The sequence below is a fragment of the Vreelandella halophytica genome, from assembly GCF_968193635.1.
This window is the reverse complement of the sequence record NZ_OZ309107.1, coordinates 1,283,605-1,297,516: the sequence shown is the minus strand read 5'-3', so window position 1 is coordinate 1,297,516 and position 13,912 is coordinate 1,283,605. Positions and strand designations below refer to the sequence as shown.

The 13,912-nt window shown below is 58.6% G+C and carries 6 protein-coding genes and 3 rRNA genes; 1 reads left to right on the top strand and 8 read right to left on the bottom strand.

The features are described 5' to 3' along the window. Positions 1-120: 120 nt before the first annotated feature. The 6 genes from rrf to ACWHXT_RS06070 form a co-directional block, all read right to left on the bottom strand. Positions 121-236: ribosomal RNA gene (rrf, locus tag ACWHXT_RS06095) — 5S ribosomal RNA — on the bottom strand. Positions 237-345: 109 nt separating this feature from the next. Beyond that, positions 346-3,236, bottom strand: a 23S ribosomal RNA gene (locus ACWHXT_RS06090). Between the two features lie 289 nt (positions 3,237-3,525). After that, positions 3,526-5,058, bottom strand: a 16S ribosomal RNA gene (locus ACWHXT_RS06085). The 16S, 23S and 5S rRNA genes sit together here, the layout of an rRNA operon. Positions 5,059-5,623: 565 nt before the next feature. Further along, a complete protein-coding gene (locus tag ACWHXT_RS06080; RefSeq protein ID WP_447957617.1) occupies positions 5,624-7,432 on the bottom strand; it encodes an acyl-CoA dehydrogenase C-terminal domain-containing protein in 1,809 nt (602 codons plus the stop codon). Between the two features lie 254 nt (positions 7,433-7,686). Beyond that, positions 7,687-8,454: an SDR family NAD(P)-dependent oxidoreductase gene (locus tag ACWHXT_RS06075; RefSeq protein WP_447928591.1), complete on the bottom strand. Its 768-nt coding sequence runs from the start codon at positions 8,452-8,454 to the stop codon at positions 7,687-7,689. Position 8,455: 1 nt separating this feature from the next. Beyond that, positions 8,456-10,144 (bottom strand): AMP-binding protein, encoded by a 1,689-nt coding sequence (locus ACWHXT_RS06070; protein WP_447957616.1) that lies wholly within the window; start codon positions 10,142-10,144, stop codon positions 8,456-8,458. A gap of 287 nt (positions 10,145-10,431) precedes the next feature. Between ACWHXT_RS06070 and ACWHXT_RS06065 the strand changes: the two genes are divergently transcribed. After that, complete coding sequence (locus tag ACWHXT_RS06065) at positions 10,432-11,619, top strand: acetyl-CoA C-acyltransferase (RefSeq protein WP_447928589.1); 1,188 nt, start codon at positions 10,432-10,434, stop codon at positions 11,617-11,619. Between the two features lie 84 nt (positions 11,620-11,703). Here the strand turns inward: ACWHXT_RS06065 and pstB are convergent, their stop codons facing one another. Both pstB and pstA read right to left on the bottom strand, forming a co-directional pair. Beyond that, complete coding sequence (pstB, locus tag ACWHXT_RS06060) at positions 11,704-12,513, bottom strand: phosphate ABC transporter ATP-binding protein PstB (protein WP_447929122.1); 810 nt, start codon at positions 12,511-12,513, stop codon at positions 11,704-11,706. A 36-nt stretch (positions 12,514-12,549) separates the two neighbouring features. Continuing rightward, positions 12,550-13,908 (bottom strand): phosphate ABC transporter permease PstA, encoded by a 1,359-nt coding sequence (gene pstA, locus ACWHXT_RS06055; RefSeq protein ID WP_447957615.1) that lies wholly within the window; start codon positions 13,906-13,908, stop codon positions 12,550-12,552. Positions 13,909-13,912 lie beyond the last annotated feature (4 nt).

Genomic DNA, 13,912 nt, shown 5'->3' with positions numbered 1-13,912 from the left:
AGCAGGCTTCAGCCAGCGATGCGGCGCACCGCGCCGCCGGGGTGGCGGCGGCACGGGAACATTTCCTGCACGCATAAAAAAGCCCCGAACACAGAGTGCTCGGGGCTTTTTCGAAGAGGTGCCTGACGATAACCTACTCTCGCATGGGGAGACCCCACACTACCATCGGCGCGTTGCGGTTTCACTTCCGAGTTCGGCAAGGGATCGGGTGGTTCACGCAAGCCATGGTCGTCAGGCGTAACTTTCAATGTATATCGGCTGACGTTTTGTGATCGTTTCTTTTTTGCGTATCCGGTGCTCTTTCGAGCGTCGTTGTCACTGCGGGCCAGACCCCTTGGGTGTTATAGGGTCAAGCCTCACGGGCCATTAGTACACGTTAGCTCAACGCCTTGCAGCGCGTCCACACCGTGCCTATCAACCAGCTGGTCTCGCTGGGCCCTTCAGGAGGCTCGAGGCCTCGGGGATGTCTCATCTTGAAGGGGGCTTCCCGCTTAGATGCTTTCAGCGGTTATCCCGTCCGCACATAGCTACCCGGCAATGCCACTGGCGTGACAACCGGAACACCAGAGGTGCGTCCACTCCGGTCCTCTCGTACTAGGAGCAGCCCTTCTCAAACATCCAACGCCCACGGCAGATAGGGACCGAACTGTCTCACGACGTTCTAAACCCAGCTCGCGTACCACTTTAAATGGCGAACAGCCATACCCTTGGGACCGACTTCAGCCCCAGGATGTGATGAGCCGACATCGAGGTGCCAAACACCGCCGTCGATGTGAACTCTTGGGCGGTATCAGCCTGTTATCCCCGGAGTACCTTTTATCCGTTGAGCGATGGCCCTTCCATACAGAACCACCGGATCACTAGAACCTGCTTTCGCACCTGCTCGACGTGTCTGTCTCGCAGTCAAGCACCCTTATGCTCTTGCACTCATTGCACGATGTCCGACCGTGCTGAGGGTACCTTCGTGCTCCTCCGTTACTCTTTGGGAGGAGACCGCCCCAGTCAAACTACCCACCACACACTGTCCTCGATCCGGATAACGGACCCGAGTGAGAACACCAATGATGCCAGGCTGGTATTTCAAGGTTGGCTCCCTCCGAACTGGCGTCCGGAGTTCAAAGCCTCCCAGCTATCCTACACAGGCAACATCAGTATCCAGTGTGAAGCTATAGTAAAGGTTCACGGGGTCTTTCCGTCTAGCCGCGGGTACACCGCATCTTCACGGCGATTTCAATTTCACTGAGTCTCGGGTGGAGACAGCGTGGCCATCATTACGCCATTCGTGCAGGTCGGAACTTACCCGACAAGGAATTTCGCTACCTTAGGACCGTTATAGTTACGGCCGCCGTTTACCGGGGCTTCGATCAAGAGCTTCGCCTTGCGGCTAACACCATCACTTAACCTTCCGGCACCGGGCAGGCGTCACACCCTATACGTCCGCTTGCGCGTTAGCAGAGTGCTGTGTTTTTACTAAACAGTTGCAGCCACCTGGTATCTTCGACCGGTTCGGGCTAAAGGAGCAAGTCCTCTCACCCTAATCCGGCGTGCCTTCTCCCGAAGTTACGGCACCATTTTGCCTAGTTCCTTCACCCGAGTTCTCTCAAGCGCCTTGGGATTCTCACCCTGACCACCTGTGTCGGTTTGGGGTACGGTCGCATGTCATCTGAAGCTTAGAGGCTTTTCCTGGAAGCGTGGCATCAGTGACTTCCGGATCGTAATCCGTTCGTCTCGCGTCTCGGCTTTAAAGGGTCCCGGATTTACCTGAGACCCAGGCCTACTCGCTTTCACCAGGACAACCAACGCCTGGCTCACCTAGCCTTCTCCGTCCCCCCATCGCAATGACATCCGGTACGGGAATATTAGCCCGTTTCCCATCGACTACGCCTTTCGGCCTCGCCTTAGGGGCCGACTCACTCTGCTCTGATTAGCATCGAACAGAAAACCTTGGTCTTCCGGCGGGGGAGTTTTTCACTCCCCTTATCGTTACTCATGTCAGCATTCGCACTCGTGATACCTCCAGCAGACCTCTCGATCCACCTTCATCGGCTTACACGACGCTCCTCTACCGCTCATCCAGAGGATGAACCCGTAGCTTCGGTACCTGGTTTGAGCCCCGTTACATCTTCCGCGCAGGCCGACTCGACTAGTGAGCTATTACGCTTTCTTTAAAGGATGGCTGCTTCTAAGCCAACCTCCTAGCTGTCTGAGCCTTCCCACATCGTTTCCCACTTAACCAGGATTTGGGGACCTTAGCTGACGGTCCGGGTTGTTGCCCTTTTCACGACGGACGTTAGCACCCGCCGTGTGTCTCCCACGCTGCACTCACCGGTATTCGGAGTTTGCCTCGGGTTGGTAAGCCGGGATGGCCCCCTAGCCGAAACAGTGCTCTACCCCCGGTGGTGATACGTGAGGCGCTACCTAAATAGCTTTCGAGGAGAACCAGCTATCTCCGGGCTTGATTAGCCTTTCACTCCGATCCACAAGTCATCCAAATCTTTTTCAACAGATCCTGGTTCGGGCCTCCAGTTGATGTTACTCAACCTTCACCCTGCTCATGGATAGATCGCCCGGTTTCGGGTCTATATCCAGCGACTGGTCGCCCAGTTAAGACTCGCTTTCGCTACGCCTCCCCTATCGGTTAAGCTCGCCACTGAATATAAGTCGCTGACCCATTATACAAAAGGTACGCAGTCACCCAACAAGTGGGCTCCTACTGCTTGTACGCACACGGTTTCAGGATCTATTTCACTCCCCTCGCCGGGGTTCTTTTCGCCTTTCCCTCACGGTACTGGTTCACTATCGGTCAGTCAGGAGTATTTAGCCTTGGAGGATGGTCCCCCCGTCTTCAATCAGGGTTTCTCGTGCCCCGACCTACTCGATTTCACATGATCAGACTTTCGACTACGGGGCTATCACCCGCTACGGCCGGACTTCCCAATCCGTTCGTCTAGCCATTCACATGCTTAAGGGCTGGTCCCCGTTCGCTCGCCGCTACTGGGGGAATCTCGGTTGATTTCTTTTCCTCGGGGTACTTAGATGTTTCAGTTCCCCCGGTTCGCCTCGCATCCCTATGTATTCAGGATACGATACTGACCTTGTGGTCAGTGGGTTTCCCCATTCAGAGATGTCCGGGTCACAGGTTGTTTGCCACCTCACCGAACCTTATCGCAGGCTACAACGTCTTTCATCGCCTCTGACTGCCTAGGCATCCACCGTGTGCGCTTCATTGCTTGACCCTATAACCCGAAGGAGTCTGGATCCCGCAATGACAACGATTGCCGGATACGCTTGAAACGTATCACAAAACAATTGCGTATCGAGATCACGCCACGAACACGCAAGCCCGGGGGCTTTTGTCTTCGTATCGTCATTCGATACTGTCAGCATGATATACATTGTTAAAGAGCGACTGCCATAAGCAGTGATAAGGCATCGCCGAAGGCGATTGACTTATCACTGCTCATTCAACAGCTACTTGATCAGGTAATTCATTGTGAGCGCTTGCCGGGAGGATGACGCATCGTTTAAGGAGGTGATCCAGCCGCAGGTTCCCCTACGGCTACCTTGTTACGACTTCACCCCAGTCATGAACCACACCGTGGTGATCGCCCTCCAAAGTTAGGCTAACCACTTCTGGTGCAGTCCACTCCCATGGTGTGACGGGCGGTGTGTACAAGGCCCGGGAACGTATTCACCGTGGCATTCTGATCCACGATTACTAGCGATTCCGACTTCACGGAGTCGAGTTGCAGACTCCGATCCGGACTGAGACCGGCTTTATGGGATTCGCTTACTCTCGCGAGTTCGCAGCCCTTTGTACCGGCCATTGTAGCACGTGTGTAGCCCTACCCGTAAGGGCCATGATGACTTGACGTCGTCCCCACCTTCCTCCGGTTTGTCACCGGCAGTCTCCCTAGAGTTCCCACCATTACGTGCTGGCAAATAGGGACAAGGGTTGCGCTCGTTACGGGACTTAACCCAACATTTCACAACACGAGCTGACGACAGCCATGCAGCACCTGTCTCTGCGTTCCCGAAGGCACCCCGGAATCTCTTCCGGGTTCGCAGGATGTCAAGGGTAGGTAAGGTTCTTCGCGTTGCATCGAATTAAACCACATGCTCCACCGCTTGTGCGGGCCCCCGTCAATTCATTTGAGTTTTAACCTTGCGGCCGTACTCCCCAGGCGGTCGACTTATCGCGTTAACTTCGCCACAAAGTGCACAAGGCACCCAACGGCTGGTCGACATCGTTTACGGCGTGGACTACCAGGGTATCTAATCCTGTTTGCTACCCACGCTTTCGCACCTCAGTGTCAGTGTCAGTCCAGAAGGCCGCCTTCGCCACTGGTATTCCTCCCGATCTCTACGCATTTCACCGCTACACCGGGAATTCCACCTTCCTCTCCTGCACTCTAGCGTGACAGTTCCGGATGCCGTTCCCAGGTTGAGCCCGGGGCTTTCACAACCGGCTTGTCATGCCACCTACGCGCGCTTTACGCCCAGTAATTCCGATTAACGCTTGCACCCTCCGTATTACCGCGGCTGCTGGCACGGAGTTAGCCGGTGCTTCTTCTGCGAGTGATGTCTTTCCTGGCGGGTATTAACCGCCAGGCGTTCTTCCTCGCTGAAAGTGCTTTACAACCCGAAAGCCTTCTTCACACACGCGGCATGGCTGGATCAGGCTTGCGCCCATTGTCCAATATTCCCCACTGCTGCCTCCCGTAGGAGTTCGGGCCGTGTCTCAGTCCCGATGTGGCTGATCATCCTCTCAGACCAGCTACGGATCGTTGCCTTGGTGAGCCGTTACCTCACCAACCAGCTAATCCGACATAGGCTCATCCGATAGCGGGAGCCAAAGCCCCCTTTCTCCCGTAGGACGTATGCGGTATTAGCCTGGGTTTCCCCAGGTTATCCCCCACTACCGGGTAGATTCCTATGCGTTACTCACCCGTCCGCCGCTCGTCAGCGTCCAGCAAGCTGGACCTGTTACCGCTCGACTTGCATGTGTTAAGCCTGCCGCCAGCGTTCAATCTGAGCCATGATCAAACTCTTCAGTTTAAAATCATTGTGATTCTTGCCTGTCGCTCGAAAGCAACAGAGGCGAATCAATCCTGGCTCAAGGTTCAAACGAATTTGAAGAATTCGAAAATTCTTCTTGTGCGCTTGCCTTGATATAAGGTGACTTGTCACCCTCATCGGCAAACGCCCACATGAATTACCTGATCAAATTGTTAAAGAGCGGTTTCGCTTCGACTGATACTTGACTCGATGACCTGAGCCGGTTGCCGTAGCGAGGAAGGCGTATTCTACGCATTTCCTGAAGTTTGTCAACCGCCGATTTTGGCGAGTGAAGCGAGCGAACAAAAAACCGCTAACTTCCTGACAAACCGAGAGTTTTCACTCTCATCCACCGCTGGCAACGCCTTGCGTCCCCGGCAGCGGATGCGTACTTTACGACCTCAACGGCTTGAACGCAAGGGCTTTTTCAAGAAAGGCGCAGCTTTAACTGAAAGCCACAAACGACACCTTTAAATCAAAAGCGCCGGGGCGATAAAACGCCCCGGCACGACGAGCTTTAAACGCCCTACCCTGCCGTCTCACGACACTTATCAAGTGGCTTTAATTAGATCTCGAATCCGAGCCCAAAATCATCACTCGAAATAGCCATCAGACTAGAAGCGCCGGACTGGATAGCCTGAGCGTGGGCGCGGGTACGCGGCAAAAGCCGCTGATAGTAAAAATGTGCGGTGTTGATCTTGGCCTGATAGAAAGCCTTGTCGTCTCCCTCGAGGTGGGGGGTCGCGCTCTTCACCGCCCGGGCGAAGAGATAGGCGAGTGCGACATAGCCCGAGTACATCAAATAATCCACGCTGGCGGCGCCCACCTCTTCACGGTCCTGCATCGCCTTCATGCCTACGCCCATGGTGAGCTCTCCCCACTCGGCGTTGAGTTTGGCAAGCGGCTCGATAAAGGCACCGAGCACGGGGTTGTCGGCTTCGGTCTTGCAGAATTTGTGGATTTCTTTAGTAAACACCTTCAGCGACTCGCCCTGGCTCATCAACACCTTGCGACCCAAAAGGTCCAGCGCCTGGATACCGGTGGTGCCTTCATAGAGGCGCGTGATCCGCGCATCGCGCACCAGTTGCTCCATCCCCCACTCTTTGATGAAGCCGTGGCCACCATAAATCTGTACGCCTTCGTTGGTGCTCTCAAAACCGACCTCGGTCAAAAACGCTTTAACGATCGGGGTCAAAAGACCCAGCAACGTATCGGCGCGCTCGCGCTCTTCACCGGGTTTGCCGTGCTCGACGCTGTCCAGCAACTGGGCAGCGTAAAGCACCAGCATCCGCCCGCCTTCGGCGAACGCCTTTTGGGTCAACAGCATACGGCGCACGTCCGGGTGCACGATAATCGGGTCGGCGGGTTTCTCCGGCGCTTGCTTGCCGGAAAGCCCGCGCATTTGCAGGCGGTCGCGAGCGTAGGTCAGCGAATTTTGAAAGCTCGCCTCGATCAGCCCGAGCCCCTGGATACCCACGCCCAGGCGCGCGGCGTTCATCATGGTGAACATGCACGCCAGGCCCTTGTTGGGCGGCCCGACCAGATAGCCGGTGGCACCGTCGAAGTTCATGACGCAGGTAGCGTTGCCGTGAATGCCCATCTTGTGTTCGAGGGAGCCGCATACCACGCCGTTGCGCTCGCCGGGGTTGCCGTCGGCGTCGGGCATGAACTTGGGCACGACGAACAGCGAAATACCTTTCGAGCCTTCCGGGGCGTCCGGAAGCTTTGCCAGCACCAGGTGAACGATGTTTTCGGCCAGGTCATGCTCGCCGGCAGAGATAAAGATCTTGGTGCCCGTAATGGTATAGGCGTTGTCTTCAGTGGGCACGGCGCGGGTCTTGATAAGGCCAAGATCGGTGCCGCAGTGGGATTCGGTCAGGCACATGGTGCCGGTCCAAACACCTTCCACCAGCTTGGTGAGGTAGGTCGCCTTTTGCTCATCGGTGCCGTGGTGGCGCAGCGCGTCGGCGGCGCCGTGGGAAAGCCCCGGATACATGCCCCAGGCCAGGTTGCTGGCACAGATCATTTCCGACAGCGCCATCGCAATCGACTGCGGAAGCCCTTGGCCGCCATGCTCGGGTTCGGCGGCAAGGCTTGGCCAGCCACCCTCGACGTAGTGCTGATACGCCTCCTTGAAACCCTTGGGCGCTTTGACATCGCCGTTATCGAGGCGCTGGCAGCCTTCGCTGTCGCCACTTTGATTGAGCGGCAGCAACACCTCGCGCGCGAAACGCCCGCCCTCTTCGAGAATGGCGCTCACCACGTCCGGCGAGGCGTCGTCGCCTTTGCCGATCGCAGCGTAGTGGGCAGGGTAATCGAGCATTTCGTCCATCACGAAACGCAAATCACGCAGGGGCGCTTGATAACTAGGCATTGCAGGTCTCCTCAACCGGGACTGAAAGCCCGCTCACAAGCACGGCTTTCAAACAGTCGTTTGAAATTAGCGCGGCCATGCGAGCGAGTCAAGCACAGCTTGAACCAGGCGCTGGCAACAAGGCTATCCTTTAGTCGAACAGAGGCTCAAAGCGGGCAAAATGGTCCAGGGTGGAGCACGCAAAAAGCCCGCGGAGAGATATCCGCGGACAGCAAGCGAGAGACATCGGCGCCCCCGGACCCGTAAAGCGTTGCTCACTGCATACGAATACCACCATCCAGACGAATCACCTCGCCGTTAAGCATCGGGTTGGTAATGATCTGCTCGGCCAGCAGGGCAAACTCGGCGGCCCGGCCCAACCGCTTGGGAAACGGTACGGTGGCCACCAATGCGTCGTGAGCCTGGGTGGGGATCTCGCTCATCATCGGCGTCTCGAAGACCCCCGGGGCGATGGCCATGACGCGAATGGCGTGGCGCGATAGCTCTCGGGCGGCGGGCAGGCTCATGCCGACCACACCGGCCTTGGAGGCGCTATAGGCACACTGCCCTACCTGGCCATCGAAGGCGGCAACGGAGGCGGTATTGATGATGACGCCGCGCTCGCCGCTATCAAAGGGAGCGTTTTTTGCCATGGCCGCGGCGGCCAGGCGCATGACGTTAAAGGTGCCAATCAGGTTGATCTGAACGGTTTTGGCGTAGGCGTCGAGATCCGCCGGAACGCCCTCCCGGTCCACCAGTTTGGCCACGCTAACCACCCCCGCGCAGTGAACGACCCCGGCAAGGCCTGGCTCACCGCCCATGGCAACGGCGGCTTCCATGACCTCGCCCATTTGCTCACTCGAGGTGATGTCGGCCGTCATGGCGCTGGCACACTCACCAAGGGCTTTGGCCTGGTCGAAAACGCGCTCGCTCACATCGCAAAGCACCACCCGGGCGCCAAGGCCTGCCAGCCGCTCGGCCGTCGCCGCACCCAGCCCCGAGGCGGCCCCGGTAATTAAAAACGTGCGCTCTTTTATCTCCACATCAGTGTCCTGTCTTCATGTTGTTTGAATCACCAGGCGCCGGGGTGGGCACCTCGGCGCGCAGTTTGAAGCGCTGAATTTTACCGCTGTGGGTTTTGGGCAACTCATCGACAAAAGCAATTTCGCGCGGAAAGGCGTGGGTCGAGAGCCGCTCACGTACCAGGCTTTTAATGTCCTCGGCCAAGGCATCGCTTGGCTCGAAGCCTTCGCGCAGCACCACGAACGCCTTGATGATCTCGCCGCGGATTTCATCGAACTTGCCCACTGCTGCGCACTCGGCCACGCCCGGGTGAATCATCACGCTGTTCTCGACATCGGTGGGCCCCACCCGATAGCCCGCGGTGGTAATGATGTCGTCATCGCGGCCGGCGAACTGGAAGGTGCCGTCTTCGCTTCGAACCACCACGTCGCCGGTCAGGTAGTAGCCGTTAACGAACGGATCCTTTTCCTGCCAGGTGTAGCCCGAAAAGAAATGGACCGGTGAGTTCGCGATGTCCACCGCGAGCACGCCGGGTTCACCCGCAGGTAGTTCGTTGTACTCGGCATCGAGAATGGCCAGGCGGTAGCCCGGCAGCGGCACGCCCATCCCGCCCACGTGTTTGGGATGATCGAGCGCGTGGTGGCAGTTGCAGGTCATGCCGGTTTCGGTCTGGCCGTAGTGGTCCATCACCGCGCAGCCGAGGGACTTTTCCACCCAGTTGACGACCTCGATATTGAGCGGCTCCCCGGCGGAACTTGCCGCGCGTAGACCGAGCGTTTGGTGGGCATCGTCGAAAAGCCCGGAGGCTTTCATGAGCCGGTAGGCGGTCGGCGCGGCGGCAAAATTGTCGATCTCGTGGCGCTTCATGAACGCAAGTGCGCCTTCGGCGCTAAACCCGGCTTCGCAAAAGTGCGTGGTGGCGCCCAACAGCAGCGGCCCGGTGATCGCATAGTAAAGACCATAGGCCCAGCCCGGGTCGGCCATGTTCCAGAACCGGTCTTCGCGCTTGAGATCGACGGCAAGCTCCATATAGAGGGCGAATGCCGTCATTGCCTTGAGCGGTATCGCCACACCCTTGGGCTTGCCGACGGTGCCCGAGGTAAACATCTGCAAAAACGGCGCGCTCGGGTCGAGGCGCGGCGGCTCGCTCGTTATCGGCGTATGCGCGAGCGCGGCCTGCCAGTCGAAATCACTGGCGTGCCGGTCGCTCGGCCCGCCGACGGCCAGCACCGGCGGACAGTGACGCCCCCCTTCAAATTTGTGCCGATTGGCGTGATCGGTAATCACCAGCCTTGAATCGGCACGCGTCAGCCGGTAATCCACCGCGTCCGACCCGAAGGCGGTAAAAAGCGGCTGATACACCGCGCCGATGCGCCAGGTCGCCAACACCGCCACCAGCAGTGCCGCCGAGCGCGGCAGCATACAAGCGATACGATCCCCCACTTGAAACCCTTGCTCGTTCAGCCAACCGGCAAGACGCGCACTTTGCGCGTCGAGCTCGCGGTAGGTGAGCGTATGAATCTCTGCGTGAGTATCTTCGTGTACCAGAGCAAGCGACTCACCTCGGCCGTCGCGCAGGTGGCGCGCGCAGCACACGTCAAAAGCGTTGAGCTTACCGTCCTGGTGGGTGTCCAGGCGTGCGGCCGTATCATCTGGCGAAAAGCCCTCGAGATAACCGGCGTAGGTAGGGAGCGAGGAAGAAACCGTCATGATGGCTCTCTTTTGTTATTGGCATGAGCATTTTGGGCAGACCCGCACCTGTACGGCGAGCACAGGTTGACGTTAACGGAAACCTGCCTTGAACCAACGCTAAGAGTATTTGCCGACCGGTGCAAGCGCACTTGCGTCTAAATCGCTACGACGTTGGTCGGGTGGGCAATGAAACTGGGGCTTCCGTGCACGTCAACTTGTTGCGGCACGCGTTAGCATTCATTACATTCATGCTAGTCATGCAAGCGCTGACCCAATAACCACAACGAGATCACCAGGAGTTGTTCATGAGTAGCGCCACCGACGTTGTCTTTTTATCCGCCACCCGGACGCCCATGGGCGCCATGTCCGGCAGCCTTGCGAGCATGAGTGCCCCGGCGCTTGCCGCCGTTGCCATTCGCGCGGCTATCGAGCGCGCCGGGCTCAGCCCGGATACCATCGAGGAAGGCATACTTGGCTGCGTGCTCCCCGCCGGGGTCAAACAGGGCCCGGCCCGCCAGGCGATGCGCCAGGCAGGCATTCCCGATTCGATAGGCGCCACCACCATCAACAAGCTTTGCGGCTCGGGCATGAAGGCGGCGATGTTCTCTCATGATCTCATCAAGGCGGGCACCGCAGAGGTGATGCTGGCCGGCGGGATGGAATCGATGTCCAACGCCCCGCACCTACTCACCAAAGCGCGCAGCGGCTACCGGCTGGGCCACGGCGAGCTCAAGGACCACATGTTTTACGATGGTCTCGAGGATGCAGAAACCGGGAAGCTGATGGGCGTGTTCGCCCAGGAGGTCGCCTCTGAACGCGGCTACACTCGCGAGCGCCTGGACGACTTCGCGATCGCCTCGCTGGAGCGGGCTATGAAGGCTAACGAGGACGGCTCGCTGAGCGCCGAAATGGCGCCGGTGGCAGTCACCACCCGCCAGGGCGAAAGCATGGTCGATCAGGACGAGCAGCCCTTCCAGGCCAACCTGGAAAAGATCAGAACGCTGCGCCCCGCCTTTGCCAAGGACGGTACCATCACCGCGGCGAACGCCAGTTCCATTTCTGACGGTGCCTCGGCGCTGATCATGTCGAGCCAGCAAGCGGCTTCAAGGCTCGGCGTCACGCCACTGGCCCGCATGCTCGGCCACGCCACCCACTCGCGCCACCCCAGCGAATTCACCATTGCCCCGGTCGGCGCCATCGAAAAACTGCTAAAAAAGGTCGGCTGGGGTGTCGGTGACGTGGATCTTTTCGAGATCAACGAAGCCTTCGCGGTGGTCACGCTGATGGCGATCGACGATTTGGGGCTGGATCACGGTAAGGTCAATATCTTCGGCGGCGCCTGCGCCCAGGGCCACCCGGTGGGCTCGACGGGCTCGCGCATCATCGCCACACTCATCCACGCCCTGCGCACCACCGGCGGCAAGCGCGGCGTGGCGAGCCTGTGTATCGGCGGCGGCGAAGCCACGGCGGTGGCGGTAGAGCTCATCGACTAACCTCGGCCCATGCAAAAAGGCACGTGCTGTTAAACACGTGCCTTTTTATGTAGCGACCCCCTTTAAGGGCTTACCCGGTTTTCGTTAGCCGAAGCGCCCGGTGATGTAGTCGTGGGTGCGCTGGTCCTGGGGGTTGGTGAAGATGTTGTCGGTGGTGTCGACCTCGGCCAAATCGCCCATGTGGAAAAACGCCGTGCGGTCGGCCACGCGGGCGGCCTGCTGCATGTTGTGGGTTACCATCACGATGGTGTAGCTCTCGCTGAGTTCGTCGATGAGCTGCTCCACCTTGGCGGTCGCAATCGGGTCCAACGCCGAGCAGGGCTCGTCCATCAAAATGACGTCCGGGCTGACCGCCACGGTACGGGCGATGCACAAACGCTGCTGCTGGCCGCCGGAAAGGCCGGTACCGGGCTTATCCAAACGGTCCTTGACCTCGTCCCAGAGCCCCGCCCGGCGCAGGCTGTTTTCCACGATATCGTCGAGCTCGGCCTTGCGACTGGCAAGCCCGTGCAGGCGCGGCCCATAAGCGATGTTTTCGTAGATCGACTTGGGAAACGGGTTGGGTTTTTGAAAGACGATACCGACCTGGGCGCGCAGCAGTACCACGTCGCGCTCAGGGGCGTAGATATCCTTGTCATCCAGGGTGATTTTGCCCTCGACCCGGCAAATATCGATGGTGTCGTTCATGCGGTTCAAGCAGCGCAGAAACGTCGATTTACCGCAGCCCGAAGGGCCAATGAACGCCAGCACTTCGTTCTCGTAAATATCCAGGTCGATACCGTTGATCGCTTGGGCGTCGCCGTAAAAGACATTGACGCCCTCTGCCTTGAACTTCACCTTGTCCGTGGCCTTGCTGACGCGGTTTTCGCCGCTACCTACGCTGACATTGCTGATAGGGGCTTGCTTTGGGGAGTGCGTAGAAGTATCCACTTACCACCTCGTCTCTAATTTTTTACGCAGCCAAATGGCCAGCCCGTTCAAGCTGAGCATCAGGCCCAATAACACAATAATGGCAGCCGAGGTCCGCGCTTCAAAGAAGTTGCGCAGCTCATTGCCCTGCCATAGATAAATCTGTACCGGCAGCGCGGTGGACTGATCCATGGGCGAGCCTGGCACGTTGGCCACGAATGCATTCATCCCGATCAGCAAAAGCGGCGCGGTTTCACCCAGCGCCTGGGCCACCCCAAGAATGGAGCCGGTCAAAATACCCGGCAGCGCCAGCGGCAACACGTGATGAAACACCGTCTGCACGCGGGACGCGCCGATACCGAGTGCGGCCTGGCGAATCGAGGGCGGAATCGAGCGCAGCGAAGCGCGGGTGGCAATAATGATCGTCGGCAGCGTCATCAGCGTGAGCACCAGCCCCCCCACCAGCGGCGCCGAAAGCGGCAGACGCAGGTAGCCGATGAAGATCGAGGCACCGAGAAGGCCGAACACGATCGAGGGCACCGCCGCCAGGTTGTTGATGTTGATCTCGATGAGATCGGTCAGACGATTTTTGGGCGCAAATTCCTCGAGGTAGATCGCGCTCGACACGCCGATCGGCACCGACAGCGAAATCACCACCATCATCATGAACAGCGACCCCATGAAGGCCCCGGCCAGGCCCGCCGAGGCCAGCGAGCTGCGTGAGTCGGTATTCATGAAAAGCGAGGTACTGAACGACTGGCGCAGCACGTCTTCTTCCTGAAGCCGATCGATCCACGTACGGGTTTGCGCAGTAAGCTGCTGGCGAGCATCCGGCAGGTCGCGGTCGATATTGCCCTTCACCCACACATCCACATTGGCGCCGGCCAACATCTTGAGCGTAACGGTCTCGCCCAGAAGCGATGGGTCCTCGATAAAGCGGTCGCGCAGGGCGTAACGCTCACCGGAGGCGACCAGCGCGCGCAGGTTGCGTAGCTGGCTCGACTCGACCTCCTCGCCTAGCGCCTGCTCCAGCGAGGCATCGATCAACGACTGCCAGTTGATGAGCGTCGCCTGGGTCATCCACTGGGTCGTACGCTCTTCGAACTCGAAAAGCGTCTCATCGCTTTGGCGCTCGGGCTGAGGGGGAAGATCGATCACGTCGGGATCGAAATAGATCTCGGTATAAAGCGTTGCCTGCCAAAAAGCGGGAATCCCCTTGGTCAAAATACTGGCGAACAGAATAGTGACCAACGCAAGGCCCGCCAATACCGCCGCCAGCCCCATGCGCCGAAACACGTTTTCCTTACGGTGGCGTTTCGAAAGCGACTTCTCAATCGTCTCAAGCCGATGCTGTCGGCGCTGTTCAATCGATATAGACATGGTC